This is a genomic window from Arthrobacter sp. TMP15, assembly GCF_039529835.1.
Lineage (GTDB): Bacteria > Actinomycetota > Actinomycetes > Actinomycetales > Micrococcaceae > Specibacter.
The window spans coordinates 2,140,873-2,167,312 of sequence record NZ_CP154262.1; the positions used below are offsets into that span (position 1 = coordinate 2,140,873).

Below are 26,440 nucleotides of genomic sequence, written 5' to 3' on the forward strand. Positions count from 1 at the left end.
ACCATACTGGGACTGCAACAATTTATTGGACATTCCAAGCTGAACCTGTTGGGACGGACGCTCGGTTGAGCGTCCATTCTCCCGTTTCGCCAGATCGCCACGGAATCCCGGTCAATAGGCTCCAGATCGATGTTCGGCCCAGTGCTCTTCTAGCCATCGAGTTTGTCTTTTCCCAAGGGCTGCGGTCAGAGGTTTGCCATCCAGTTCTTTATACGTTCGATAGCCGGCAAGTGTTGGTGAGACGTCAATAGCCAAGGACCGCGGGTTGATCGCAATGAACCCAAGGTCAAAGAGCCTGTGAAGGTCCCTCCTCAATAGCAGACCACCGAACTCATGGTGCTCACCGCTCTTTGCGAAGCTGTAGAGATGGGCTGCTTCCAATGCAGCGGCAGGGACCGGGCCGGTAATGGCACACATTTCGCCAAACGTTGCCAGTAGTTTTCGCCGAAAGGCACCTTGTCCCACCCTCACGCGCACGTTGGCGTGTTTGTGCCCGCCTGGGATAGAGGTCATGGCCGCGTCCAGAACGGTTAAGAGCTCGGGGCCGCTGGAGTTCGCTAGCATAACCCGAAATTCGTCCCACCGAAACGGTCGCATGCTGAGTTGGGATTTAGGACTCAGGCACAGGCCTCGGAGTGCGGCCCCAGTCAGCAGACCATCAAGCCCCACCCAGGAGCTTCCATAACTAGCCGTGAATTCCAATACCTGTTTTTGTGTGGTGGTCGGTTCGTCGAAGGTCTCGCTGCACTTGAAGCAGCGGTAACGCGGCTTGGTGACCTTTCTTGCTTTAATATGAGCTTTGCCGCAATTCGGGCAGCGGTAAATGGGCTTGATCTTGTGAACCGTATCAATCGAGTTGATCACGGATGCGCCAAGGCTCACTTTCTTGTCCCATAAAACGACGGGGTCCCCCACCTTAATTCGAGCATGGTTCGGCACCGTGTCATCCCACCGATAGTGGGTGCTCGGCATGTCGTCATAGCCGTCGTTACTTCCGAAGGCCCTGTTCTCGCCCACGGCCAAAAGCAGCCATGCTCCGGCGTGCTTCCCAGTCTCAACGGTCTTCAACGCTTCGGAGACCACAGCCGATGATGCTGGGGTGGGGAGTTCAGCTGCACAATCCGACATTTCAACGACATGAACCTCGCTCCCGGCGTACTGCTGTAGGTAGGCGTCGATATCTTGATCTTCAACAAGCCAGCGCCTCTTCTCAAGTCGACCCACCAATTCCCCACTCCGGAGTTTATGGCGGGCGGAGGAGGGATCAATACCCAATCTTGCTGCTGATTGCTGGGCCGAAAGTGTCAAGGGTATGTCACCCCTCGATGACTGCCGGGGCAGACTCAGCTACTAGCGAGCGAACACTTTGGCCATCTAGGGATGCGATGTCACGATACCCATGGACCAGTGTCACTTCTTTCATCAGGACTCGGATGTGATCGTCTGTTGCATAGACCCCACCTTGCGACGCGTGTTCAAGTACCCCCCGGACCAGATCGGGCAACGCCCCGGCCTCTCTGTCGAAGATGGCATTGAGGCGGTCCTCATTGCGGAACACCTCACGTGTGTAAGCAAACGAGTCACCGGACGAGCGGGAAAGTACATGCTCGGTCTTGGGGTCATAGGTAAGCGAGGCCACCCACCACAGGCGGGAGATCCCGTGCCTCACCAACCGGCCGCGGGTGGCGTTTCGCATCATCCACCGGTCCTGTACCCGGCCCTTCCAGCTCCGCAAGTCCTCCAAGGGCCAACGCTCTTCCATGTAGTCGCGGTACGTCGAAAACGCAAGGTAGGTCCATAGTCGCCGGTCCGAGGCGTTTGCCCGATCGAGCGCCCCGAGGTATTCGTAGACCAGTGGCGCGTTCTCTACGTCCCGCCCAGCGGCGCCAGCGATTCCTGCGTCCAAGAGCTCGGGAGTTCCCAGATCCACCGGAAGTGCCAGCAAGTTCTCAGGCCGGCAAACAATGCTGTCAGCCTCCGCTAGGAAATCGGCCGGAGACTCTGCGGCAACCAAGGCCGAATTGAGTTCTACCAGGGCCCTATACGTCATTGCGTATGCGCGTTTGTCTACCATCATTCATCCCCCATGCCATCGAAAGGCGTTGTCAAAGAATTGTCCAGCGGGTTGCCCAGGATCTTCTGGGCCAGCTCGAAGGAACGCTGGTCAAAAGAACCGACTTCCTCAATAAGGCGCCTTACAGCTGTATACCATTTCCTGTCGGTGAGGTCCTCGCCGTCGTCGCCGGCTGCCTCGTTCTCCTTGATAAAGGAAATCGTCTCCATCAGCGCGGGTAGGACGACGAGGCTGATCTGCAGGTCCTGGCGGTTCCTGAGCATGCCGAAACCAGGCAGGACTTTCTCAGGGAAGGCCACGAGAACGTGGTCATCGTCATCAAACCTGACACTCAGCCCCCGCTTTAACTTCGAGTCCACGGCAAAGCGGAAGCACGATCCGACAGGGGGACTGAGCGGGTCATATAACTTGTCTGGTTCAAAGTCGAAGTACCCTGCATCTGCCAAGACATCTCCAGGAAGGACGCGGAAGGTCGCCTCGCCATAGTCGCTGTGCTGGCTCTGAAGCCTGTACTGTTCTAACCCGCGGACGGCGATGATCTTCACATCGATCCTGACTGTGCCGCGGATAGACTCTTGATCGATCCAACCAACATAAGAAATGCTGTCAGCATGGTGCAGCTTGACTTCGGCGCCGAGTTCCCCAGTAGCTATGGTCGAGCTGCAGGACCATCGGAAGGAATAGCGGGCCGTACCATCCTGCAATAGTGCCTGAATCAATGGTTCGTCCATCCGCAGCTGGAACTTCACCTCCACATCATCGATGCTCGGAGCAATCGAAACGTGGAACATCTCGAAGGAGGCGTTGACATCATCGGAAGCATCGAGGACTGGGTGCGGGTACGAACCTCTTGTGGACTTGCTCATTTGATCCCCAAACGGTAACGATGGTTGGACGACAACTTAAGACGGACTTGGGACCTAACTCCGGCCTTGAGTTCAAGCTGGGACAGGACGTTCCCCTTGATATTTAGCGGTATCGTGACACCAGCAGTCGTGAGCGAACTTTGGACGATTGGCAACTCATAGTCGTCCTCAGTCTTCCCGCCCGGCCCGAGGGCGACGAGCGCCAAGTCGCCGGCGATATCCTCGAATGCGGTCAACGCGAGACAAATGTCGCCCGTCGAGGCGTCAGACCAGCTGCGGAAACTTACGTCACCAGAGGTGATCCGTGCCGTCCCGTCACCATTTTGGCCGTCAGCCGGTAGAACGCCACCCTTTTCCTTGCGTTTTTTGGGCCCGCCCGTGTCCTTGCCCTTGGTGGTCGGGGAATCGCCGTCGCTGTTAGCTGCGGTGCGGACTCCGAGTGGAACGGACTTCCTGCCACCAACTAAGGGAGTACGCGCCTGCCCTTCAGCGCCACGCACTGTGCTCGATTCACGGTCCGTACCCGGTCCTGGTTCGGGGGTCCCCGCTGTGGCATCGACCGACGTCGACTTTTCTTCGAAAACCTCGGCGGGCAGATATTTCGAAAGACCCTTGACCTCTACCTGATCTCCGATTTGCTGCTTGACGCGGCTCTTGAGTCCATCGCGAACAAAGGTCTTGAGCTCTTCAAGAAGTTTCGCGCCATCCAACGCGCGGCCCGGGTCCCATTTGTGATGCTGCGGCGGTTCCATAGTGCGCAGCAATGTGTTGCCTTTGATGTCAGAACATTCAAGAACGGCCGCGTATCTCACCGAGATTGAAGTGTGCTTGAAGGTGTCGATCTTCATGAGCGGCGTGCGCATGGTGATAGTGTGCAACGTCTTGTCTAGGTTGTCGTCAACATTGATGTATAAGGACATCTTGCCGAAGTTCTTGCTGATCTTGACAATCGGATCCGGGTCCTTGATGGCGCGATAGAAGGCCGCGACTTCCGCGTCTTCGACCACATGGTCCTTCAGGTTCTCGCTGTTGAGCTCCCATTGGGTAGTGGACGTCTTGCCTTTGACTATCAATTCACCACGATCGATCGCCACTAGGAAGTTCTTCATGAAGGCAACCTTGATGTGTCGCAAATCCGGATCTGTGTCGGCCTTCCGGTAGCCCAAGACGAACACGTCTGTGCCCGGCGCTGTGCGAGGGGCGAAGGGTCCCACGGGCTCGGGATTCCGCAGATACTTGAAGTCCTCCTCGTCGTTCAGGTCCGTGAAGAATCCGTCACCGACCCGCCACATTCCGCCTGAATCGCGATGCGTGGCCAAGCAGCAATATCCTGCAAAGACGACATCAGCTGTTCCCAAGGGCAGTGACGTGTAGAGGACGGTACTCATGTCCGAGGCCATCGGGCCGACTGCCGACCCGATGCCGAATGAACCGCCCCGGGAACCGTCATCTGCTGAAATCCCGGCGCCGCGCGTCAGCGCGCTGAGCGAAGATTTCGGGTCGTTGATCGATTCCGAACCCGCGAGTCCCTTCGTCCCGTAATCACCGATCCGGAGCACCGGGACGCTCGACTGAAGCGCAGTCCTATGTGCCAGAAGCATACTGTCGTGCCCCTGGGAGTCTCGAGTCTGCTCCTCGACCTGTGCGAGATGGTGGATCAAACCGTCAATCCCAGGAATTTCAGCTGTGGGCATCTCCACCAATTCAAAAACCATGGTCACAGGTGCAGCGCCAGCACGGGCATCGATAGAATTCTGCCCGGTCTCTCGGACCAAGGACTCCTCGGCCAGGGATCCTTCGAAGAATTGGCCTGCCGGAGTGATGGCGCCTTGCGAGGCGCCCCTGCCCGCTTTTTCGAAGTAGAACCCAAAATGGGAATCTATCACTTGAATGACACCTTTCTATTGGACGGAGCTGCCGGGTCAAAAAGCGCCCGCACTTCTTTGAGCTCGGCCTCGATTGGACGGAACAAGGCATCCACTTCTTCCGGGGAGAAATCGTAGTTCTTCCTGTTCGCCAAGTTCCCCAAAAGAGATATCTCCCGAATGAGCCGATCTCCTCGCGAAGCCGCGAGTCGCCTGAAGCGTTCGTTTCGCGTCTCGTTAGACATGACTTCTCCGATCCTTTTCCGATATATAAACACTATATATCGGACATATAGTCTGCACAACCGTTGTGCAATGCGACATGGTTGAGGACTTGGCCACTCGGTATCGACCCGCCGGAAATTGGCCCTACGTGCCCGGCATTGGCCGTAGCCACCAAGCTGCTCGGCGCAAGAACCCAAAGCTTATGGTCAGAGCAGCAGCGTAATGCCGGCTCTAGGAAAATTGTCCACTCGTATCCATGAAGCGGGAGGCCCGTTTGTCCCCGCCTACAATCGCGCGGCCGGCATCTACCGCCGAACACGCTGGACCCCTCTCGAAGATCGGAATTTGATTGTTGCTGAGGGTTATTAGACTCGAGCCACAATGAGCTCAGGCTCCTCGCTTGCGTGCAAGCAGTCAGCCATGCCGTGGAGAAGCTTGATCACCATGAACATGCACGGCGGCAAGAACATGAAATCTGATGTAGCCACCTTTGGCCACTCTAGGGTCAGCCCAACTACACATCCAGGTGAATGGACCCCTATGAACACATGCCAAGACCACGTTGTGCCTTCTGGTACCCCATCATCGCTGGGCGGGCCCTCCACGCAACCAGGGCGCTACGCGCCGGCCACTCCCCCAAAAATTCTTCCTCGGCGCTCCTACGTCGCTTATTTCCTCGAAACAATTTTTGCCCCGTGCCCGGTACCCCAAGTTGCCCTCCGGCCCCTAAAACCAGCGGTGATTCCTCTTACCAGAAGGCACCAACAGAGCAGGCGGCCGCGAACAACCAGTCACCGTTCACACAGGAGGAGCAGGACAATGGAACCGATCAGAATCAGCAGCCCGGCCGACGTCATCAGCTACATGGGCCACAGCCTCGGCTACTGGCCGAAGGAAAGCCTCGTCTGCGTCGCTCTCGAAGGCGAGGCCCTCGGCCCCACCCTCCGCGTCAACTTGCCCAGCAGTGACGACGTCGGCCACAGTTACGCCGAGCGCGTCGCCCATGCCGTCGGCATTGACCACGACGCCACCGCCGTCCTCATCGCCCTCTTCACCCACCAGCCATGGGGCCATGGAAACCAAAAGCCCTTCACAACCATGGTCCAAGGGCTCAAGCGCCGACTCGCGGCTGCCGGGCTCCTCGTCCACGACGTATGGATCGTCGGCCCCGAATCCTTCGCCACCTACGACGGCGCCAACCCCGCCACGTGCGGCAAGGAAACCCCGCTGGCGGCTATTGAATCCAGCCTCCTGAACGCCGAGCTCGTCTACAAGGGCAGCACCATCGAACCGAACGACATGCCTGCCATCCCGGAGTTGTTCGCCGCCGTCGACCAAGACGCGGTCGCGGCAGCGTTGCAGGAATTAGCCATCAACCCCGACCAAGGCCTCCATGCGGCCTATCAGTTATGGACGGAACTCCTCGACCACGGCGCCGAAGCCACCCACGAGCAGTTGACCGAAGTCTTGGCCGGGCTGCAGCACGTCGGATTCAGGGACCAGATCCTGGCCGCCATCCCCGGCATCAACGAGCCCATGGCAGCCACACTCTTCGGCGCCACCGACGAAGCCCCGCAATGGGACCGCATCGACAGCGCTGAGAAGCTGCTCCGGCAGCTGCTCTCCATCGCATCCCCGAGCCATGTGGCAGCGCCGTTGACGATGCTCGGGCACATCTGCTGGTGGAAGGGCAAGGGAACCGCAGCCGGGAATTACATGCACGTCGCCCTGACGTTCGACCCCGACTACCACCTAGCCCGATTACTGGACCAGATGCTCGGCGCCGGCGTCGTCTCCGGCTGGGCCCAACACAAGAACACCGCCTACCGGAACCAGCACTAACTCCTCCGGACACTGAGAAGTGGGAATTGAGGTGAGAACGATGAAGGTCACGGTCTACAGCAAACCGGGCTGCCAGCAGTGCAAGTTCACCTGCCTGTCCCTAGACCATGCCGGCATCACTTACAGCGTCGTCGACGTGACGACGAACGTCGCCGCCCTCGAGTACGTTCAAGACCTCGGCTATTCTCAAGCACCTGTCGTCGTTGTCAGCGAACACGACCACTGGTCAGGATTCAACCCCGCCGAGATCGAACGACTCCGGCTCGCCATCCAATAAATGCTCCTCCTACAGGAGATCCAGTGCCGCATGAAGACCTCATGCGGCACTCCCCTGCGCCCCACCAATTCACCTACATTTCTCCCAACCCACATCTGCAGCCAACTCACGCCACGACCAATTCCCCTGGCAACAGCACCCCCAACTACCGTGCTGCTGCCGCTACCAAAAATCCGTTCACACTTCTGGCACCGAAGCAGGTAGCCGTCACGGCCAGCGTGACGGCAAACGTGACGCTTGGTCATGGAGAAATCGGGTCGGTGAGCCATGGAGATGTATGACTACGCGAACCTGCCCCGAATGCACCACCACCTTCACCCCCGCCAGCCCCCGGCAGCTCTTCTGCCGCCCAGAGTGTGCCCACCGCCAGCGGCAACGAAAGTACCGGCAAAGCATCCAGGATGAAGAGCTGCGGATGACCGGCCACGTTGACCGCTCCAAGCCCAACAGCCAGGAGGCGATGGCGGCACTCACGGCCCTGTATGAGGCAACGATCCGTAACCTGCGGTCCGCGAACAAGCGCAAGCTCGCCACCATAACACGGTCATTTGAGGGCAGGCTGGCCACAGCCTACGAACAGCTCAATGAAAGCGCCCAGGCAGTATCACGGGCACAGTCGAAGGCCGACGAGCTGCAACGCTCGGTGAAGCGTTTGCTGCACGAAAACAAGCAGCGTGAGCTCAGCGAACAGCGGGCAGTCAAGGACATGCAACACCTCGCCGCCCGGGTCCTGGGATTGCATTCTGACGCCAACACCCGCCTCGACAAGACGTCGGCCGCGATCTTTGCACGCCGCGGCTGGAACACAGAAATGGGCAGGTCATGACCGCCTCCATAGCCCGCCTCTCCACCGAAGCCGGTGTCTCCTACCTGCTTAAGACCACCAGCCATGCCGACGTCGAAACCCGGGACCTCACCGGCTACTACACTGCCACCAGCAACCCGCCCGGGCAATGGCTCGGTGCAGGACTTCCCGGCATCGGCATGACTCCCTACGACACCGTCACCGATGCAACCGCGAAAGCTCTCTTTGAACGAGGTGAACACCCCTCCACGGGAGCAGCCCTGGGCCGGACACCCAACCAGGCTTCCACCGTCACCGGCGCCAACGGCCAAACCGTTCGCCGGGCCGCGGTGGCCGGTTTTGACCTCACCTTCAGTGTGCCCAAGTCCGTCTCGGTGCTCTGGGCCCTCGGCAGCGACGAGTACAAGGGCAAGGTCATGGCAGCCCACCGTGCAGCCTTGGAAGCCACCCTGGCCTGGCTGGAGACCTCCGCCATCCACACCCGCGCCGGGCACGGTGGCGTGGCCCACGTCGGCGTTCACGGTGCCATCGCGGCCGCCTTCGACCACTGGGAGTCCCGCTCCGGAGACCCCCAGCTGCACACCCACGTCGTCATCGCGAACCGGGCCCAACGCGTCAGCGACGGCGTCTGGACCACCCTTGACTCACGCACGCTCTACAAGGCCACCGTGGCCGCCAGCGAACACTATAACGGGTTGCTCTATGACCAGCTCGGCCGAGATCTGGGAACCGAGGCGGAGGTTCGCACACCCACCAGCGCCGTGCACAACTACAGCTTGCAGCTTGCCGGCGTGAACGATGAACTCATCCGCGAGTTCTCCAGCAGGTCCCGGCTGATCGACATTGAAGCAGACAGGCTCATTCACGACTGGTCCGAATCCCACGGCCGGGAACCGAGCAACGCCGTCAAACTCAAGCTGCGCCAGCAGGCAACGCTGTCCACCCGCACTGCCAAGAACCACGATGTCGTCCCCCTCAACACCCGCACCCGGCAGTGGCGCGAACGGGCCATCACCAAGGGCTTCGATCCCGAGGCCGTGCTGGCGGCCACCGTCAACCGCTCACGCTCTCATCCGCTCGCTGCCGCCGACGCTGATGCTGCCTGGATCGACAGCACTGCAGGGATGGTCAAGGACCTGGTCGCCAGACGGCGGGCAACCTGGAACCGCTGGAACCTGATCGCCGAAGCAGAACGGGTGTGCCTTGAGATCCGCTGCGCCACCGCCGCCGACCGGCTTCACCTCATGGACGCCATCGCCACATCCGCGGAGGAACAATCCGTGGCACTCAACGAGTTCCGCTACGGCATCCCCACCACCACAGCCCCCGACCTAGTGCTCAACGGCCCCAGTGTCTTTGACCTAGCCAGCGCCCACCTCTTCACCGATGTCTCAACGTTGGCGAGCGAGGAAACCATCATGAAAGCCCACATGCACGACGCCGGTCCTCACCTCGAGCACACGACCGTCAAAGACGCTCTCCAACAGTTCCTCAGCACCCGTGGCGAGTCCTTGCAGGGCGAGCAATGCAGGACCGCCGAGGCCGTACTGGCCAGCGGCAGGCGGCTGGACGCCGTCGTCGGCCCCGCCGGAACCGGAAAAACCACCACGATGAGCGCCGTCAAAACCCTCTGGGAAGACTGCTTCAGTACAGGGACCGTTGTGGGGTTGGCCCCCGCTGCAGCCTCTGCCGACGTCCTCGGCCACGAGCTCGGGTTGGCCACGGACAACGTGAGTAAATGGCTCTACGAATCCACCGGACCCGGAGCTGCCATGCGGGCCGGACACTATGCAGCAGCCGCAGAAAGGTACCAAGCAGCCTGTCAATCCCCCGGCATGGATGGGCAAGCCCGCAAGGCCATGGAGAGCCTTGCACAGCGTATGAGTGCCCTCACAGCGACCCAATCAAAGTGGCAGTTCCGGACCAACCAGCTGGTCATCATTGACGAAGCATCTATGGTCTCCACCTACCAGCTCGCCGCGCTCCTGGACCAGGCCACAGTTGCCGGAGCCAAGATTCTGCTCGTTGGTGACCCGGCGCAGCTGGATTCCATCGACGCCGGCGGAGTCCTGGGCTGGCTGGACAGGGCCGGCTACGCGCAACGGCTCAGTACGGTCTGGCGTTTCACGAATGAATGGGAACGCGCCGCTTCCTTGAAGCTTCGCACGGGTGACTTCGACGTCATCACCGAGTACAAAACCCACAAGCGCATCAGCAGTGGCACCTACGACGCAATGGTCGATAACGCCTACAACAGCTGGGACGCGGACATCCGGGCCGGCCAGACCTCAATCCTGATCGCCCCCGACAACGACACCGTTGCCATGCTCAACGAGCGTGCGCAGGCAGACCGTGTCGGCTCCGGTGCCGTCGACGCGGAAGCCACCGTGGATCTCAGCGACGGCCTTCACGCCGGACGAGGTGACACCATCCTTGCCAGGCGCAACGACCGCCACCTCCTCGATGACACTGGCGACTTCATCCGCAACGGCACCCTCATCACCGTCTGTGACGCACCCAACCCGGACGGCTCCACCGCAGGGATCCGCCAGGACAACGGCGCAAGAATCATCCTGAGCGCCAGCTATCTCGCCGAGTCCGTGGAACTCGGCTACGCCACCACAGCCCACCGTTCCCAAGGCATCACCGTGGACACCGGCCATACCTTGGTCAGCGAAGGTAGGCTCACCCGTGAACTCTTCTACGTGTCCATGACCCGTGGGAAGGCCGGCAACCACGCCTACATCAGCGAACCCGACCCGCGCGACCACCACGGTGTGGACCCATCCTCCCTGCCGGACTGGCAGCAAATCCTTGGCGGCATACTCTCCGTCGAAGGCGCCGAACACACGGCCCACGAGGTCCGCGATGAACAACGCAACCAGGCCAACTCTCTGTCGCGCTTGCTGGCCGAGCATGACTACCTGGCTCAAATCGCCGCGTCCGACGACGTCACCCGCCTCGTCAAAACCCACTCACCCGACCTTGTGACGGAGATGCAAGCGTCCCCATCCTGGGGCGCCATGGTCGCCGCATGGCGACGCACCGCAGTCACCAACCGGACCCTCGCCGAGCAAACCATGGTCGGCGGGCTGGAGCCAACAGCCGGTGCCCGCGACGTTGCTGCCGTCGTGCACTCACGTCTACAAGCCCTCCAACGGCGGCTACCCTCCACTGCAACACTGACGATTGCGCCAGTCTCAGTGCCCACGGACCGAGAAGACCTCCGTGAACTGCTCAACTACGTTCAGCGCCGGATCACCAAACGGCTGACCACAGTGGCCGTTCACGCCCTGGCCAACGAAGAACCCTGGATGGACCAGCTGCGTAAACAAACTGGCCTGCAAGCCAACGACGAGGCGTGGAAATCCCTGGTGCGGGACGTCGCCGGCTTCCGCGACCGCTGGGACATCGACAACCCTGCACTGCCCCTCGGGGCGCATCCCAACGCGACTGACTGGGACCAATCCGACCAGCGAGCCCGGCTTGAGGCCCGCATCTCCACCGCCAAGGGCAGCACGCCCACGGCAACGTCAACGACGGCGGCCCCTGAGCCGACGACCCGACCCCATTCATCCGTGCTCAATGCCGGCCCCTCGCTGTAAAATCAGAACATAGGCGGAGGCCGAGTCATGCGAACGAATCCGATGGTCAAACCCCAGACCTCATCCGGCTGGGCAGTCACACTCACCGTGATCAGCTGCGTCTGCCTCGCCATCACCATTCGCGTGTTCTTGACCCAGCCGTCCGCCTCGGCAGCAGGCTTGGCATTCGCGGCAATCGCCGTCGTCTTGGCAGGGGTCGCAGGAGCCATCTGGTTCGCAAGGATCCGCCGTTCCAAAGCGTGGATCACCCAAGCCATCCAGCAATGGGAGCATTTCTCCTCCGTCAAAACTCAGCTCCGAGTCACCACCGAAATCACCATCCTAGACATTCACTCGTTGGACCCCACAGGCACTTGGGTTACCATCCGCTGGGACAAATTCGGATACGTTCAGCGGGCCTGGATGGAAGCCATCCCAGACGAAATCTGGCGTGGTTCCGTGCTTCTGATCTCTCCAGATCCCGCCCAGATCCAAGTGCACGGCCCATGGCCCGAGATCTACTACCTGCTGGCTACCGATTACCACTCCTTCGCTGCAGCAGAAGCGCTCCCCTACCTCAGGGATCACAAATATCAGTCTCTCGTTCGAGCCAACCCGTCAAAGCCTTGATACTGCACGTCCGGACAATTTGTTTTGGTCGGCCGAGTTTGTAAGCCAAAAGTCAGCGTGTTCCTGTCCACAAATTCGCACTCGATTTCGGCCGAAGCGACGGTGCAGAGTGCACTACTTGGAGCGGGCATTGTCAGGTAACGAGCCTATGAACTCCATCTGTCTTGGATTCTATGGGACAGCCGATAAGCAGACCGCTAACCCAATTGAACCAGTCCATCAAACCAGCAGCAGTCCTTGTCGCGCATACACGCCCGATGCCCTGAACGCGACAGCACTGATCCATACCGATCACCGTCGTATCCATTAGCATCAAGGCATGAGCGACAATTCTTTGCCTGAGGGCGACGCCGATACCGATTCGAACTCGTCGCAAATTGATGAGCCCTTTATGGAAGATAGTGAAGCTGCAGAGGAGGCGAGGCGAGCCGCAGACAAACATTCAGGCATTGTGGCTTCGACGCTGGGAGCTAAAACCGCATTCCAGCTCGACACAAATACCCGTGCTGAACTTCAAAAGCAGTTCCAGACTTCGGCAAGTCTCCAACCCGAAGTGCTGGCCAGTATGCGAGCGTTTGCTGACTCATTCGCGCGAATCACCCTCCCACCAGAAACCTTCGCAAACCTCCAGTCGACTCTAGCTGCGGCAGCCGGTCGAATCACCCTCCCACCAGAAACCTTCGCAGACTTCCAGTCGACCCTAGCTGCGGCAGCCGGTCGAATCACCCTCCCACCAGAAACCTTCGCAGACTTCCAGTCGACCCTAGCTGCGGCAGCCGGCCGAATAACCCTCCCGGAGCACTTCTGGGAACAGTTGCATATCAACACGCGGCTTCTAAGTGAGTCGGTCTCAATACCTTCCCTGTACACCGCGGCCCAACTTGAGATGCGCAACCACGAGCAAAAGTCCATTCCACGATCTGACCGATCCGCTGAAACATTTTTCGACGAGCACTCGGCCGTTATCACTGACGTACGCTCACTCTTGAAGGCACTTTCTGTCATTCAGGATAAACACCATGTGCACAGGTTGGTCTGGCGCGGACAGCAAGACACAGCTTGGCCCGTTCACAGCTCGCTTTACAGGAAGGTTCAAGAATCCACACAACCTTCGGAAGAGGAACTGATCGCGGCAGAAATGGCCGGGATGCATCATGCTGGAAGGTGGGGCCAGAATACGTCACCCGCGTTAAAATTCTTCGCCGATTTGCAACACTATGGCGCACCAACCCGACTCCTTGACGCGTCTCTGGATCCGGAGATTGCGACGTGGTTCGCGACTGAAGCCGATCCTGCACTCGATGAGAAAGATGGGAGGGTCGTCGCATGGGGGCGAGCGGTTCGAACGACGGCTAGGAAGGTGTCCGATATGGATGATCCGCTTTCTGCAGGAGTCGATGTACCGTTTTGGCACTCTTGGACGACAGACGAAGAGCGAGGCCTTGTTGGATGGGGGACGGGTTCCAGAACATGGTCCTGGTTTCCCCCCGCACTGAGCGACCGGATGCGGGCTCAGAGGGCCGGTTTTCTCCTAGAAGCCGCGCCTCTCATAACTCCAAAAGTGGCACAAGTCTTGTCGGACGGTGTTACTCACGACTGGCGCGTATCGGAAATTACTCGCGCAACGTCGATAATTGGCCTCCCCTCACGGCATGATGTTCGAACCAAACCGAACGAGGCTAACATGGTTCCGATTTTCTCTCTCAGAATAACGGCAAGCGCAAAGCCCACGATCCGAGAATATCTCGAGCGTAAAGGCCTCTCTTTCCCGACCGTCTATCCAGACCGTGGTGGTCTCGTGAACTACCTAAAAGGCCCGTTCGGCCTTTCCTCGTAATGGGTGTTCGGATAAGTGCTGAATCGCGAAACATGGCTGCTCTTCGGACCTTCCACTAACCCAAAGTGTTGATGCCATTCATGGAGGGGCACGTCAAGATTTTGACAGCGAAATCGAACCGTTGTGAGTTTGACGCCTCTGTCCTTTTGAGAAAGATTAGTGAACGTGCCCATGAATTTTCCCCTGAAATAGGCGAGTACGATTCCCATGAGCTACGTAGTTGATTCAAGGCAAACGCCGGTCTGGCCTCATGGCCCGTTCTCGTGCGGCGTCCAAAAGGGTGGGTCTACACCGTCGCGGAAATCGACAAAAAAGTTCATTGACTTACATCTTTTCTGTCCGCAAAATTAGTTGGTGGCGTCATGCATCGGGATCTCTAACACCTGCCAATTATCAATCGAGGCAATTGTTCAGACACAGAATTAGGCTGGCACTCTGGACGAATTCATGTCGCAGGAGGTTGGCTGTTGGCTGACAGTCAGCAAGCTGCCCGTCAGCCAACAGCCGAATGATCCCCTCCCATTTCGGATTCACATTTGCAGGCCGTTTGAGCTGAATCCTCCCGCCGACGTCGATGTGACCGGCATTGTCGGTACCCACCCCGAACCATTTGTAACCCCTGGCTGGGATTGGACATGTTCCGTGCTTCCCATCGTTACCGTAGGGACTGCTTTGGGTGACCGCTCGTAAGAGGTCGTCCCGAACCTGAGGTCGGGGCCGACGACTTCGGCAACGATGCGGCGGGCTTCGTGCTGGGCGCCGTCCTTCTCGTAGGACCTGAATTCCAAGTCACCGGTCACGGTGACGGGGTCTCCCTTCCTCATGGATCCGGCGACGTTTTCGGCGAGTGCCCTGAATGCGGAGACGTTGTGGAAGACGGGGATACCGTCGCGCCAGGTGCCGTCGGTTGCCTGGTAGCGCTGGTTGACGGCGACACGCAGCTTCGCGTGGGCGATGCCGGACTCCCCGTAGGTGAGTTCCGGATCGGCGACGAGGTTGCCGTGGATGCTGACTGGGATTCTGGTGCCCATTTTCTTTCCCTACCTTTCATAGTCCCGGCCGGAGTGCCCGGCCGGGAGACTTGTTTGGCTTATGACGCGTCGATCTTCGGTGAGGTGCCGATTGCTTGGTGGCCGGTCACTGGCCCTGTGAGGTCGCCGCGGTAGTTGGCGACGGCCATGCCGGCTGTGGCTGGTTTGCCGCCCAGGTTGTGTGGCTGTGTAACTTCCAGGATGGAGCGACTGGCAGATGTCACCCGGGCCAGAGTGGAGCGGGCGATCTCCAGCCTGCTGGCAGGCTCCTTCCCGGTCGGTGAACCCGACAGCCTGGATTGTTCGACAGCGACCACTTGGTCGGCCCATCCTGCGAGGTAGCTGCCTGATTGGGCGCTGCGATCGATACCGTGGGCACGCAACACTGTGTAGGCGACGGATTCGGCTTCGACTTCGGCCAGGCCGCGATGGTCCAGACGGCTGCCGTATAGTTTCCCGAGTTTGTCGTCGGGGCCATGGAGGCAGACGTGGCCGAGTTCGTGGGCGAGCACGGCGACACGTTGTTCTTGGCCCAGCCAGGCGCCTGCCTGGATTTTGCGGCTGGCAAAGTCTGTGTATCCGCTCGAGAGGCCGTATTGGCTCATTGATTGCTCGACGGTGAATCCTTGGTTCTGTGCGAATTTCACCAATGATGACCACAACCCCATGGGCGAGGATCCTACCTCGACCATGGGACGCGGAATGTAGATGGGTTGCCCCTCTGTTTGGGACACGTCGAAGACGGATTGGGCGCGCCATCCAACAATTCTTCGGTGATCAGTTTCCTTGGTGCTGCCGCTGGCCTGTTCAGCAACGGCGAGTGTTGGCTTGGCTTCAGCTCCCGGCTCCGTAGCAGCGCTCTTGCTTGCTGTCCGTGGTGCGAGGACCCACAGGGCGTGCTCGCCTTTGAGGACGTTGCGGCCGTGGCGTTCCCACTCTCGAAAGCCTGCCACCAGCAGGGGTTGCTGCTGTCCGCGTTCTTCCATTTGTGCCATGAGCAGGGCGATGTTGCCGCCGGAGTAGCGCCACAGGGTTGCTGAGGTGTCCAGGAGCATGTGCCAGCGTCCGGGTGTGGAAATGGCGTTCTCCAGCAGGGTCTGCAGTTGTTGGGTTAGCCCGGCCAGCCGGTCTTCGTTGCTCGGACGTGGGCCGGCTGGGTGCTGGCCCACTTCCTCCTTGTTGTCCGGGTGTTCGCTTGTTGCAGGGGCCACGGCGGCCGCCTCCCTTACTTCTAAGAGTTATCTCCGTGTTTGCGGTGATACTTATCCATGGCTGGAACTGCCCCCAACCACATGACCAGAGCCCGGTATATTGTCGGGCGCCATTTGGTGTGGTTCGGTGGCCCATTCCAGAAACTCCGGGTCATCGGTGGGAAGCTGTCGGGGGCTGGTCTCGCGGTGGACTTGGAGCCCTACGCAGCCAATGGTTCTGGTCTCCAGCCTCAGGCGTTCGATGGCCAGGGGCAGGCGTTCGAGAAAGCCGAGCGGCCCGAAGCCAGGATCTGTTGGCGTGTAGGAGGCTTGTTCGGCCTTTTGCAGGGCGTAGAGCTCGGCGACGAGTTCCGGGTGACGCCACCAGCAATCAGGGACGACCGAGGTCGTCAACCGGTAGGTGGCCACGAACCAGGACACCCACCCGCTCAATGCCCTCCACGCCTTGGGTGCGCTCACCCGGTCAAGGTCCCTCCACCGATATGTGGGATCCACCAGACCAGCGGGAGGCCCTTCGAGGAGCTCACCCGTTGCGAGGTCGCCGAAGAGCCTGTCGGCGGCCTCGTCGTCATCAAAGGGAATCATCGCGGATCTCGGCCTCCACGATTTTCTGGCGGACATGGCCCTGGGCGAGGGCGTCCTCGGCCTCGATCTTGGAGCGGCCCAGTGCGGCTGCGTCGCGGCGTTGGTGCCAGCCGCGCAGGTCCAGCAGGATCGGGCGGGTGCGCCGGCCCAGCATCAGGGCGGTCCCTGCGGGAAGGCGCCGGATTTCGTGCAGGGCAATGACAGGCAGATCCCTGACCTGTTCGCCTTCCTGCCTGCCTTGGGATGACCAGGAGTGGGTCCTGTAGGTGTGGCGCCGCTCCCCCAGCAAGGAGGCCAAATCGCGCAGATCCCTTTCGTCCGAGCCGCCACCGAAGATGACTTTGATGATGGCTGATTCCCAAATGGTGGAGGCTTCCTCGATCGACCAGCCCGAGCGGGCTTGGGACAGGGATTGGAGGACGACCATGGTGGAGATCCCGATGCCGCCGCCGTCGGAAAGCACGATCGGCAGTCCGGGCCAGGGCGAGAGGTTCGCGATTTCGTCCAGGATTAGGGACAGGGGCGGATCCAGCCTGCCGCCGGGGGCGGTGAAGGCCATGTCCCTAGCCGCGGCGTCAATGTCATCAATCAACGCCGACAGGTACGGTCCCGCGGCCGCTGCCCCGGATTTGGTGCCAATTAGGTACAGGGTCCCGCGCTCATGGATGAAGGCTTGGGGATCAAATTCGTCCTCACGATTTACCGGATCCAATGCAGCCAGAACCCGGGGCGAGGACAGGGGTGCCACGGCTGCGGAAACACCGATCCAGGAGTTTGACGTGTTGCGAGGGTCGTCCTCGAGGATGCCCATCAGGTCTGAATGCCAGCCCAGGGCTGCTCTTGGCCCGTGCAGGATGTCCAGCGCCTCGGTGGCCAGTGTGGGGTTCGATGACCAGCGCCGGAAGGCCTGAATACCTTCGCCTGAGAGGGCTGCTGCGTGCAGCAGGCATTGCAGGACAATCTGTGCCCGCTTCTGCCATGCAGCGTTTTCGCCGCTCATTTTCGAATCCGCCGAAATGACCAGTGCCCGCCGGACGGCCACGTCCGGGTCCTCGCAACCCCTCACCGGGGACCACCGCAGGGTGGATTTTAGTCCGGACATGCCTTGCGGGTCAAAAACGGTCACGGGGCGCCCACCGGTGGCCCGGGCTTTCATGGTGACGGCAAGGTTGTCGGCTCGGGTGGAGGTCGTCACCACCGCGCCCGGTGCATCCAAGATGGCATTGATGACAACAAACAAGCCTTTGCCGGAGCGTGGGGCGCCTTGGATGACCATGGATTCCTCGGTCGAGACGTGAACCTTGGTCCCGCGCGAGGTGCCCAGGGTCCAGGACACGTCCGACAGGCGTGGGTGTTTCAGTCCGGGGCGGGTGATCCTGCCCCGTTTGACGGCCGCACGCCGGCCGAACTCTCGCACCACTTCGGCCCGCTGGGCCATGCCGTCGCGGCCAAGGATGTCTTGGCGCAGCCACGCCCCGGATTGGCGCCAGCTCCGCCACAGGAAAAAGGCGAACAAGACGGCCACCAGCAGCAGCACCAGCACCGGGCCAAGGAGGACCCAGACCGCACCAACGTCCATCTCGCATCCTGGCGGTGCCTGTCCGATGGTGGCGAAGTTGCCGGTGAATAGTCCGACGGCGGCCACCGGACTGGGTGGGCCGCTCAGCCCCTGCCCACACTTCCATTGGGAGGCCACGTTCGCAGCCGCCGCGGTCAGTCCACTGAACCCGACATAACCCGCCGCACACAGCAGGCCCACGGTAATGAAGGGTGTGGAGTCTGCGTGCACGATGCTCATGGCATCATCCGGTCGTCGGTGCTGAAGACTGTGAGTTCATCGCTGGTGACCTCGTTGGCGACGATGAAGGAACGGTTGCCGACCTTCCACAACCCGACCCCTTTGGGTAGTTCCTCCACTTGGCCGCATTCAGCCTCGGTGAGGCCGAGCGCATCCTTGGTCAGGCTCATGGAGTCGTGCTTTTGCCGGTAAATGATCCGGGTGTCCGCTTCGGTGAGCAGGCCCAGGGCCTTTTGGCGGTGGCCGCTGGTACTGTCTCCGATCTCATTGAGGTCCGCGACTTTGTGCATGATCAACAGGTTCGCGATGCCATATGTACGGGCGAGCCGCCACTGTTCGCTCATTTTGACCAGCATGTAGGGGTCCGCCAGCATGCGCCAGCCCTCGTCGTAGACCACGATGCGCTTGCCGCCGTCGGGGTTGGTGATGGCCGCTTCCAGCCAGGTGGCCCCGCAGGCTGCGGCCAGGGAGAGTGCTTGTTCCGAGGCGCCGATCAGGGCTGAGGTGTCCATGACCATCATGGGCGCGTCGGCGTCAAAGGAGACCGTGGAGGGTGCATCAAACATCCCCTCCAGGTCCCCGGAGACGGTGCGCCGGAGGGAATGGGCGACGGCCCGGCCACCATCGGGGCCGACGAGTTCCCGGGTCTCCTCCGAGGGGTTGAGGAGGTATTCCAGGACCATGGGCAGTGTCGGAGTCTCATTGGCGGCAACCGCCTCGGTCAACGCCATGTCCAGCGCTGTATGTTCGACCGGATGCATAGGCACTCCCTGTCTCATCAGGGATACCAGCGCCACCAGCAGCTGCCGGCGCCGTTGCCGGACCACGGCCTGCCACTGCGCATTCGACAGATCCCGGGAGCGGGGACCGGCGTCGAGTGGGTTGACTCTAGTGGACCGGCCAGGGCCCACGGAAATGACCTTCCCGCCCACAGCGTTCGCCACCGACACCCATTCCCCTTTGGGATCGGAGGCAACGGCGGCCTTCCGTCCCAGCGTGATGGAGCGGGCCACCAGGGACTTCGCGCACATGGACTTGCCGGTCCCCACGGTGCCGATGATCACGATGGAGGGGCCGCTGATGACGCCCTTCTCGTACAGGACCCAGGGATCGTAGGTGAAGGCACCGGAGCCGAAGACATCGCTCCCGATGTAGGTGCCTTCGTGTCCGAGCCCGGATTCGGTGAGGAACGGATAGGCGGCGGCGAAGGTCATGGTGGAGGCATGGTGAGGGGCCGGGTGCAGCCGGTGCGGACCTTTTAGGGAATGCGGGCCAAACGGCTGCGGTTTCGTGGTGGCGTGTCCTTCCTCGTCGCCGGCCAACAGTCCCATCTTCTTCCAGAAGGGTTCCTGCCGACCGGCGACGGCTTTCTCCTGCAGGGCCCGGCGTTCTCGTCTGGCGATGCGGGATTCGTTGTTTGGAATGAAGGCGACGGCCTGCTGGTTGGTTTTCATTTCAGTCCCCTTCCCAGGGGTAGTCCCCCGGCGATGAAGGCCGGCCATTGCTCACCCACGAGCAAGCGCAGATCGACAAAGGCGCTGGCGGCTGCTGATTCGAGTTCTTGGCGGTGGCTGGAGAGTTCTTCCAGTGAGTCCCCGGTGATGGTGACGTAGGCGGCAGGGCGGACGTCACCGTGGCCGGAGACGATTTCTTCCTCGCGTAGTTGGACTTCTTCTTCCTCGGCCCGTTGTTCGCGTGTGGTGGGGCGATCGAATTTGCTGTTGATCCGCCGCCTGGTTTCATGGGCTTCCTGGGCCGAGCGGATGTCCTTGAGTGCTTGGTCGGTGGGGATGGCTTTGATGATCTGAGTGACGGTGTGGCGGAAGCCGCCGACGTAGACCAGCGGGTGGAGGAATCCGGGGAAGACTTTTTGGCGGGGCCATTCCGCGATCCAGAAGGTCTGGTGGAAGCCACTGTCGGTGCGAATGTAGGACCAGTGTTCCTCCAACGCCATGGGGCCGCCCTGCCTGGGGTCAACGCCCTTAAAGTCTCCCGACCTCTGGGAGGTGCGCATGACCGATTCGGGGTCAAAGGCTCCGCGCAGGATCGCGGCGAAGCTCCTGTCTCCGAGCCATTCCTCCACGATCACCCCGTGGGTTTTGAGCCCGGTGCGCAGTGCATGAATTTCTGAGCGCAGGGTACTTTCCAGCCCGAGTGTCCCGCCGCCTGCGTCGTGGATCCGGCGCCGGGCTTTGGCGGTGTTCAACACCAGTGTCATAAGAATTTCATGGCTCGATGCCGTTCCGGCCGCAGCGATGAGGTCCTTGTAAGAGCTGTCACCCCAGCCGGTAGCGGGGGTTTCACCGCCGCGGGAGGTCACTTGCTGGTCGTAATAGTCTTGGAGGGCTCTGGCCGGAAACTGGACCGTGTGGTCCTGGATGGAAATTCTGGCTACGACGGGTCGCTTGGCCAGGGCGGCTTGCACCCGGGACCAGCCCTGGACGGCGTAGGCCTTGTCATCATCATCGAGCAGGGCGAAAGCTCCGGCCCGGCAGCGCAGGACGGCGAAGGCCTCGTGGGCCTGGGCGTCCACAACAAAGCACTCACCGTAGACGGTTCGATGAATGACCAGAGATGCGAGCCCACCGGGAAGAACCAGAGTGCCGACCGGGGCCGGGTCCTCGGTGGGCAGGAAATAGGTGGTTTGCCCGGTCAGCTTCCTGACCAGGAACCGGGTCCCGGTCAGCGCCCAGAGGGGATACGGGGTTCTCGCGTATTGCAGGACCCCAAAGAGCAGCAAGAAGATCCAGACCGGGCTGGAACCCAGGAACCCGGCAGGCCCGCCAATGGCCGAGGACACTCCAGCAATGAGGACCCCTCCCCCGGCGATGGCGAGTTGGTACCACTGCAACCCCACGATGACACCGCGGCGTTCGTGACGGGGAAAACTCACCGGTTGCAGGGCGTTGCTGTTCTCAGTCATGAGGTCCTCCTGTGTGGGGTGGTCTGATGGGTGGATTGGCGGGCCGGGACGCCGGCGGCCGCGGTTTTGGAGCAGATGCAGCCTTCGGAGGTGATGATTCAGAACTCGTTGAAGCGGCCCTTGGGCGCGGCACACTGGTGCTCGGCAGCTGTGATGGAGCAGGCGTAGTCTTCCCCGCCATGGAGGGGTTTCCCGTCGGCGGGGACTGGGGGGCGCGGGGCTGTCCAGAATTCTGCTGCCGCCCCGGAGTCGGGGTCGCCGATGTCTGGCCCGCACCCGGCCCAGTAGGAGACTGTGCAGCCGGTGCCTGCGGCGTCGTCGCCGCCCCCGGGCGTTGTTGAATCTTGGGTTTCTCGGACGAGGATGTCGAGCCTGAATCGGCAGATTCCTTCACGTGGGCCGTCTCGGGCTTCGTGCTTGATTGCACCACTTTGGGGCTTTTCATGCTGCTGCCAGTGGTGAGCATGTGGTGGCCCCGGAGCTGTTGCCCCAGCTGCCGCCCGGCAAAGTTTGCCCCCGTGTGGGCAAGATGGCCTCCACCGGCAGTTTGGGCGGCTGCCGCGAGTTCTCCACCGGCGAATCCGACAAGTTTCAGAGCCATCAGCGGTGCCGCACAAGCCAAGGTCATGCCCACAGCGCCGGCAGCCATCCCGGCAAAGGAGGTGGAATTGGCGTACAGCTTGACGGCCACGGCCAGAACAGTCGCGGCCAACGGTTTCGCCAGCAGCAGGGCAACGACGAGCTCGCACCACCGCCCTGCCCAGGATTTGGTCTTCTCCCATGGCATCAGCATCAGGGCGACCGGGGCGACAGCGGCCAGCACGATCAGGGCGAAGGAGCGGAAGATCATCGAGCACATCAGGATGAACGCCAGCACCCAGACAATGAGAGTTGCCAAGACGGTCACGACGATGGTGCCGGTGACTTGGTCTCCTGTCGTGGCCTGCCCGCCGATCGGGCTGACAATCCACGCCTGACCGGAACCAGCCGGGCCTCGTTGGAAGCCAAAGAGTCGCATGAAGACCACGTACGGGTCAGATCCCATTGTGGCCAGCAGTGCTGTCGAGGCACTGTCGCTGACATGCGTCAGGGTCTGCATCAGATACACGGCGCCGCCGACGACGGGGACGGCGATGGCACCGCCGATCAGCGCCCGCCAGATCCGGCGTGGTTGTTGGGAGATGAGGCCCGAGACCAGTTGCAGGATCATGACGGCCACCAGCGGCGTCATCATTACAACAATCCACCAACTCGTCAGTCCCTGGACCGCCGTCCACTGGGAATCGTCAACGTTGGAGACACCGAACGCCCCGGAGATGAAGGACCACAGCCAGGAGGCAATGCTCTCCAAGATTCCGGCGAAGAAGCCGTTAATGCTTGAAGTGACGGTGTCCTTTGCCGCGGACACAATGCCGCAGCCTAGGGGCCACCATCCCCCGAAGGTGCACTCCAGCGCTGGCATGACAACAGCTCAGAACCCGAGTTGGAAGGCGGTCTGTGACCACAGGATGTAGCCGTTGATCCCGCCAAGGATCGCAGCGATGGGGCCGGTCCACAGCAGGATCATCCCGCCCCCTGAGGCCAGCCGGGATGATTGGCTAAGTTTGCCGGCCAACAGCATGGCAGCACCGATGATCGCGACTATGGCGATGACGATGAAGGCACCGACCAGGATCCCTCCACCGATCTGCTTGAGAGAGTCCAAGAAGGGGAAATCTCCGTTGGGGACGATTCCGGGGTCCACTGGCGCGAAATTCATGACACTACTCCATCCGGATGGTAGAGGCAGACCTTGCGTTTGCTTCTCCACTTCCATGGCCTCCCGGCCCCAATCCGTATGACCTGCGTTCGCTGTCGAACATTAGTCGGCCATTGCCGGTCCAAGAAGGGTGAAGTATTGCGTTCCGGGATTCCAGCTCACAGGGTGGAGCAGCGTACCCGCCGAGGGGTTCAAGGCGCTGTACATCATCCCAGCGCCGGCGTAAATACCGACATGACCCCAGTGGTTCGGCCCATCCGCGTTCTGGACCACCAAATCTCCTGGCTGCGGCGCATTCGTGGGGCGCCCAGCCAGCCACTGTTCAGTGCGGGGCAGCGCAATCCCTACCTGGGCGTAGATCCATTGCACGTAGCCGGAGCAATCCCACGCCTTGAACGCCGTTCCGCCCCACACATAGCTGCCGCCCACACCTTCCTGGGCATAGTGGAGAATTGCTCGCCGAGTCGCACTCAGGTTCGCCGGGACCGGCGGTGCTGCAGGGTCCTCCGATGAAGCCGCTTGCAGGCATGCTGGCGGGCTGCCCGTCCCCTTGACGGACGCCATGATCGCCAGGGCCGCCGGCGCCCAACGTTCATAGAGCTCCGGGAACGCGGACACTTGGACAGCCTGGGCCGCCTGTCCCAGACCCATCGACGTCCAGCCCGGCATGTCCAGGAGCCCGGGAGGGGACCCATGGTTTGGCCCACGCGGACCGCCAAAGAACGCTTCGGCATTGTAGGCGGCAGTCATCAGTTCCTGGACGCTCCCCCAACCTGCGCGGGGGCGTTGTTGGGCCGATCCGAGGGAATCATGGTCATAAGCCAGGCCATCATGAGGCATACCCAGCGACGCGGGGACAGCAGGGTTGGCCAGCATCCTGAGCCCGGACTCTTGGAGAGCAACCATGATGGCAATCTGGATCCCCCTCTCCGGCACACCCAGAGACTGGCCCACCGAAAGGTAGCTTCCGGCGATGCTTTGCTGCTGAGGGTCAAGCGTCAGAACTGCACCGTTTGGCCCCGGAACAGTCAGGCTCCCGACGCCCTTGTTCAGCGGCGCTGCTGGTTGCAAGGCAGGTCCGACGAACGCCGATTCCTGGGGTGCCGACGTGCACGATACGTTTGTACCCGCGATCTGGGCGACAAGGATGCTGGTCCCGCCGAGCAGGGCGGCCATCCCAACGGGGACCACCACAACCATTGCAGCAAGTGCTCGTGGGATTAGTCGCGCTTTCGCGATCGTGGCCAGGGCTGCCGCGGGCATCAGTAGACGATTCTGCTGGCCGAGGTGTAAAAGCCGGCCAGTGCGCAACGATGTGCCGGGGCCGTGGCCGCCGGTGGGCAGTTCACCATGACACTGACCGGAACGCGGTAGGCAGTCTTGTGGGGATCTGCCGTGGAGCGGTCGGTGACGCTGAGCGTCATGGTGCAGACATGCAGCCCGACCCACGGGGCCGGATGGTCCCTGACCTGGGCCAGCTGGCCATCGCAACTGGCCTGGACGACGGTGGCCGTCCGGTACGCCCCATTGGCGGAGAGTTGAGCGAACGCCGCCGAGTTGATGCCGGTTCCCTCGAACTCCTGCGTATACACGGTGAGCGGGTTCGAACCATCAGGCAGGACGACCCACCAACTACGCACATGCGCATAAGCCTGCGTATAGGTTGAGGCCCGTGTGTCCCAGGTGTACAGCGCGCGGGCAGTGTCCTCGGCATACGCCTTGAAATCTAGGGTCTGTGGCTCCCCCGGCGACACAGCCACATCAACCGGTGCCGCAGTCAATGCACCTGCAGGACCCGGCCCTGTTGCCGTCAGGGCTGCCTGGGGCGGGGATGTCGGGACACTTGTGGCCTGTTGGGACGGGCTTGTGCCTGGTAACAAGAACAAAGCGATGACCACGGCTGTCAGGATCCCCAGGAGTACGATCAGGAACCACTGCCTCCGGGAACGAGGTAGGTAGCTTTTCCATGCTGATGCTCCATGCATTGGAGACCTCCTTTACCCGTCCATGCAGCAAGAGAGGCAACGACGTATGACCCAGCCATAACGGACCTGCGGCGGCGCCCCAAGCCAGGCCACGCCGTCGTGCACGTCCAAACGCGCCGGGTGCGAGCTGCCACGGTCGGTACAGGGTCGACGGGTTCACAAAAGCGATGGGCGACGCTACGTTTCTGGCTTTGGGACTATCGGGGCATGGCCTGCGCCGGTTGAGACATTCGAATGACTCTCAGTGCCGCCTTGTACAGATCCCTCGCGCGTCCGGTCTGCACGACGACGTACCGGGGCGAGACGTTGTTCTTGGCCGCTATGACGCGGAGGGCAGCGAGCCTTTCCGCTCCGCCCAACCTGGGAACGACGATCGTTGCCGCGATGGCACGGTGCAGCGCGGTGGGCAGGCATTCCGAAGCGCTCATGTCCGACACATCGGCATTTCCATCGGCGGAATCCACCATGGCCAGCGCGTTCCTCACCGTGATGGCCACTTGGCGCACGAATTTCAAATCCCTGCGCGCCCTGCGATAGGCCGGGGTGTCTGCACCACAAACAACGGCGGTTACTGCGCCGCTGCTGTCGTCATAATCATCCAAAAGTAGGAACATGGCTGAGCCCCAGGTTTCTTCGCCGGCACACTGCCGCGTCAACTTCAGGACATTGATCGCCCATTCCCGATCGGCAACCCCGGAAGGCTCCGCCACGACATCCTGCGGCCGATCGAAAGCGGGATGGTCGTCGGATTCAGCCGTGTACAGGGGAACCGTGTAGTGGGCAGATGCTTTGGCGATGCGAGCTGTGCAAACGTTTTTGGCAATTCCCTGGACCCATGCCCCAAATCGGACGCCGGGCAGCGGTTGGTACCGTCCCCGCGACACTCCAGACCACACCGCAATACGAATGTCCTGAAGTACGTCTTCCAACTCGTTGGGGCACCCCGCCCGAGCCAGGCGTGAGCGAACAAACCGGGAAATATCATCCACGGCGGTCATGACATCCGCCCCGCGGATGACACCGTGGTTGAATGCTAAATCTGGCCGGAAATCCGCCGGGAGCTGGTCTTTGCGGTGGGTCGTTCGAGCTGATGCATAAGTGACCATCGTCGTCTTCGTTCAAGAAAAACTGCACACTATGGGG

23 protein-coding genes are annotated in these 26,440 nt (G+C 61.2%); 6 read left to right on the plus strand and 17 right to left on the minus strand.

Annotation, left to right across the window (positions count from 1 at the left end; translation table 11 throughout):
• Nucleotides 1–111: 111 nt before the first annotated feature.
• The 6 genes from AAFM46_RS09460 to AAFM46_RS09485 all read right to left on the minus strand — a co-directional run bounded on the left by AAFM46_RS09460 (nucleotide 112) and on the right by AAFM46_RS09485 (nucleotide 5,518).
• Complete coding sequence (locus AAFM46_RS09460) at nucleotides 112–1,308, minus strand: HNH endonuclease (protein WP_343317515.1); 1,197 nt, start codon at nucleotides 1,306–1,308, stop codon at nucleotides 112–114.
• 7 nt (nucleotides 1,309–1,315) lie between these two features.
• The gene (locus AAFM46_RS09465; RefSeq protein WP_343317516.1) at nucleotides 1,316–2,077 is read right to left on the minus strand and encodes a DUF6339 family protein; all 762 of its coding nucleotides are present in this window, start codon (nucleotides 2,075–2,077) and stop codon (nucleotides 1,316–1,318) included.
• Nucleotides 2,074–2,940 (minus strand): hypothetical protein, encoded by an 867-nt coding sequence (locus tag AAFM46_RS09470; RefSeq protein WP_343317517.1) that lies wholly within the window; start codon nucleotides 2,938–2,940, stop codon nucleotides 2,074–2,076. The genes AAFM46_RS09465 and AAFM46_RS09470 overlap by 4 nt, the downstream gene beginning before the upstream one ends.
• Nucleotides 2,937–4,826, minus strand: a complete 1,890-nt coding sequence (locus AAFM46_RS09475; protein WP_343317518.1) for a hypothetical protein — start codon at nucleotides 4,824–4,826, stop codon at nucleotides 2,937–2,939. The genes AAFM46_RS09470 and AAFM46_RS09475 overlap by 4 nt, the downstream gene beginning before the upstream one ends.
• Nucleotides 4,823–5,050 (minus strand): hypothetical protein, encoded by a 228-nt coding sequence (locus AAFM46_RS09480; protein WP_343317519.1) that lies wholly within the window; start codon nucleotides 5,048–5,050, stop codon nucleotides 4,823–4,825. The genes AAFM46_RS09475 and AAFM46_RS09480 overlap by 4 nt, the downstream gene beginning before the upstream one ends.
• Nucleotides 5,051–5,395: 345 nt before the next feature.
• A complete protein-coding gene (locus AAFM46_RS09485; RefSeq protein ID WP_343317520.1) occupies nucleotides 5,396–5,518 on the minus strand; it encodes a hypothetical protein in 123 nt (40 codons plus the stop codon).
• Nucleotides 5,519–5,849: 331 nt separating this feature from the next.
• Between AAFM46_RS09485 and AAFM46_RS09490 the strand changes: the two genes are divergently transcribed.
• The 6 genes from AAFM46_RS09490 to AAFM46_RS09515 all read left to right on the plus strand — a co-directional run bounded on the left by AAFM46_RS09490 (nucleotide 5,850) and on the right by AAFM46_RS09515 (nucleotide 14,005).
• On the plus strand, nucleotides 5,850–6,872 hold the full coding sequence (locus tag AAFM46_RS09490) for a DUF4192 domain-containing protein (protein ID WP_343317521.1): 1,023 nt from the start codon (nucleotides 5,850–5,852) through the stop codon (nucleotides 6,870–6,872).
• Nucleotides 6,873–6,912: 40 nt separating this feature from the next.
• Nucleotides 6,913–7,149, plus strand: coding sequence for a glutaredoxin domain-containing protein (locus tag AAFM46_RS09495; protein WP_343317522.1), 237 nt, complete (start codon nucleotides 6,913–6,915; stop codon nucleotides 7,147–7,149).
• 277 nt (nucleotides 7,150–7,426) lie between these two features.
• A complete protein-coding gene (locus AAFM46_RS09500; protein WP_343317523.1) occupies nucleotides 7,427–7,975 on the plus strand; it encodes a hypothetical protein in 549 nt (182 codons plus the stop codon).
• Nucleotides 7,972–11,559, plus strand: coding sequence for a MobF family relaxase (gene mobF, locus AAFM46_RS09505; protein WP_343317524.1), 3,588 nt, complete (start codon nucleotides 7,972–7,974; stop codon nucleotides 11,557–11,559). The genes AAFM46_RS09500 and mobF overlap by 4 nt, the downstream gene beginning before the upstream one ends.
• Nucleotides 11,560–11,586: 27 nt before the next feature.
• Nucleotides 11,587–12,168, plus strand: coding sequence for a hypothetical protein (locus tag AAFM46_RS09510; protein ID WP_343317525.1), 582 nt, complete (start codon nucleotides 11,587–11,589; stop codon nucleotides 12,166–12,168).
• Nucleotides 12,169–12,487: 319 nt separating this feature from the next.
• Nucleotides 12,488–14,005: an FRG domain-containing protein gene (locus AAFM46_RS09515; RefSeq protein WP_343317526.1), complete on the plus strand. Its 1,518-nt coding sequence runs from the start codon at nucleotides 12,488–12,490 to the stop codon at nucleotides 14,003–14,005.
• A gap of 530 nt (nucleotides 14,006–14,535) precedes the next feature.
• On the opposite strand, the gene AAFM46_RS09520 is transcribed toward AAFM46_RS09515, so the two are convergent.
• From AAFM46_RS09520 to AAFM46_RS09570, 11 genes are all read right to left on the minus strand, one after another.
• A complete protein-coding gene (locus AAFM46_RS09520; protein WP_343317527.1) occupies nucleotides 14,536–15,036 on the minus strand; it encodes a single-stranded DNA-binding protein in 501 nt (166 codons plus the stop codon).
• Between the two features lie 59 nt (nucleotides 15,037–15,095).
• The gene (locus AAFM46_RS09525) at nucleotides 15,096–16,247 is read right to left on the minus strand and encodes an ArdC-like ssDNA-binding domain-containing protein (RefSeq protein ID WP_343317528.1); all 1,152 of its coding nucleotides are present in this window, start codon (nucleotides 16,245–16,247) and stop codon (nucleotides 15,096–15,098) included.
• Between the two features lie 51 nt (nucleotides 16,248–16,298).
• A complete protein-coding gene (locus AAFM46_RS09530; protein ID WP_343317529.1) occupies nucleotides 16,299–16,832 on the minus strand; it encodes a hypothetical protein in 534 nt (177 codons plus the stop codon).
• Nucleotides 16,819–18,630, minus strand: coding sequence for a TraM recognition domain-containing protein (locus AAFM46_RS09535; RefSeq protein WP_343317530.1), 1,812 nt, complete (start codon nucleotides 18,628–18,630; stop codon nucleotides 16,819–16,821). Before AAFM46_RS09535 ends, AAFM46_RS09530 begins: the two co-directional genes overlap by 14 nt.
• Nucleotides 18,627–20,084 (minus strand): ATP-binding protein, encoded by a 1,458-nt coding sequence (locus AAFM46_RS09540; RefSeq protein ID WP_343317531.1) that lies wholly within the window; start codon nucleotides 20,082–20,084, stop codon nucleotides 18,627–18,629. Before AAFM46_RS09540 ends, AAFM46_RS09535 begins: the two co-directional genes overlap by 4 nt.
• Complete coding sequence (locus AAFM46_RS09545; protein WP_343317532.1) at nucleotides 20,081–21,553, minus strand: SCO6880 family protein; 1,473 nt, start codon at nucleotides 21,551–21,553, stop codon at nucleotides 20,081–20,083. The genes AAFM46_RS09540 and AAFM46_RS09545 overlap by 4 nt, the downstream gene beginning before the upstream one ends.
• On the minus strand, nucleotides 21,546–22,961 hold the full coding sequence (locus tag AAFM46_RS09550) for a type IV secretion system protein (RefSeq protein ID WP_343317533.1): 1,416 nt from the start codon (nucleotides 22,959–22,961) through the stop codon (nucleotides 21,546–21,548). The genes AAFM46_RS09545 and AAFM46_RS09550 overlap by 8 nt, the downstream gene beginning before the upstream one ends.
• 63 nt (nucleotides 22,962–23,024) lie before the next feature.
• Nucleotides 23,025–23,312 carry a hypothetical protein gene (locus AAFM46_RS09555; RefSeq protein ID WP_343317534.1) on the minus strand — a complete coding sequence of 96 codons (288 nt, stop codon included), beginning with the start codon at nucleotides 23,310–23,312 and terminating at the stop codon, nucleotides 23,025–23,027.
• Between the two features lie 102 nt (nucleotides 23,313–23,414).
• Complete coding sequence (locus AAFM46_RS09560) at nucleotides 23,415–24,575, minus strand: NlpC/P60 family protein (RefSeq protein WP_343317535.1); 1,161 nt, start codon at nucleotides 24,573–24,575, stop codon at nucleotides 23,415–23,417.
• On the minus strand, nucleotides 24,575–25,297 hold the full coding sequence (locus AAFM46_RS09565) for a hypothetical protein (RefSeq protein WP_343317536.1): 723 nt from the start codon (nucleotides 25,295–25,297) through the stop codon (nucleotides 24,575–24,577). Before AAFM46_RS09565 ends, AAFM46_RS09560 begins: the two co-directional genes overlap by 1 nt.
• A 197-nt stretch (nucleotides 25,298–25,494) precedes the next feature.
• Nucleotides 25,495–26,403, minus strand: coding sequence for a sigma factor (locus AAFM46_RS09570; RefSeq protein WP_343317537.1), 909 nt, complete (start codon nucleotides 26,401–26,403; stop codon nucleotides 25,495–25,497).
• Between the last annotated feature and the right edge of the window lie 37 nt (nucleotides 26,404–26,440).

Coding starts and splice junctions, on each gene's coding strand:
- AAFM46_RS09465 (WP_343317516.1), bottom strand. CDS start 2,077: ATGATGGTAGACAAACGCGCATACGCAATGACGTATAGGGCCCTGGTA.
- AAFM46_RS09470 (WP_343317517.1), bottom strand. CDS start 2,940: ATGAGCAAGTCCACAAGAGGTTCGTACCCGCACCCAGTCCTCGATGCT.
- AAFM46_RS09480 (WP_343317519.1), bottom strand. CDS start 5,050: ATGTCTAACGAGACGCGAAACGAACGCTTCAGGCGACTCGCGGCTTCG.
- AAFM46_RS09490 (WP_343317521.1), top strand. CDS start 5,850: ATGGAACCGATCAGAATCAGCAGCCCGGCCGACGTCATCAGCTACATG.
- AAFM46_RS09495 (WP_343317522.1), top strand. CDS start 6,913: ATGAAGGTCACGGTCTACAGCAAACCGGGCTGCCAGCAGTGCAAGTTC.
- AAFM46_RS09500 (WP_343317523.1), top strand. CDS start 7,427: ATGACTACGCGAACCTGCCCCGAATGCACCACCACCTTCACCCCCGCC.
- mobF (WP_343317524.1), top strand. CDS start 7,972: ATGACCGCCTCCATAGCCCGCCTCTCCACCGAAGCCGGTGTCTCCTAC.
- AAFM46_RS09510 (WP_343317525.1), top strand. CDS start 11,587: ATGCGAACGAATCCGATGGTCAAACCCCAGACCTCATCCGGCTGGGCA.
- AAFM46_RS09515 (WP_343317526.1), top strand. CDS start 12,488: ATGAGCGACAATTCTTTGCCTGAGGGCGACGCCGATACCGATTCGAAC.
- AAFM46_RS09520 (WP_343317527.1), bottom strand. CDS start 15,036: ATGGGCACCAGAATCCCAGTCAGCATCCACGGCAACCTCGTCGCCGAT.
- AAFM46_RS09530 (WP_343317529.1), bottom strand. CDS start 16,832: ATGATTCCCTTTGATGACGACGAGGCCGCCGACAGGCTCTTCGGCGAC.
- AAFM46_RS09535 (WP_343317530.1), bottom strand. CDS start 18,630: ATGAGCATCGTGCACGCAGACTCCACACCCTTCATTACCGTGGGCCTG.
- AAFM46_RS09540 (WP_343317531.1), bottom strand. CDS start 20,084: ATGAAAACCAACCAGCAGGCCGTCGCCTTCATTCCAAACAACGAATCC.
- AAFM46_RS09545 (WP_343317532.1), bottom strand. CDS start 21,553: ATGACTGAGAACAGCAACGCCCTGCAACCGGTGAGTTTTCCCCGTCAC.
- AAFM46_RS09555 (WP_343317534.1), bottom strand. CDS start 23,312: ATGAATTTCGCGCCAGTGGACCCCGGAATCGTCCCCAACGGAGATTTC.
- AAFM46_RS09560 (WP_343317535.1), bottom strand. CDS start 24,575: ATGCCCGCGGCAGCCCTGGCCACGATCGCGAAAGCGCGACTAATCCCA.
- AAFM46_RS09565 (WP_343317536.1), bottom strand. CDS start 25,297: ATGCATGGAGCATCAGCATGGAAAAGCTACCTACCTCGTTCCCGGAGG.
- AAFM46_RS09570 (WP_343317537.1), bottom strand. CDS start 26,403: ATGGTCACTTATGCATCAGCTCGAACGACCCACCGCAAAGACCAGCTC.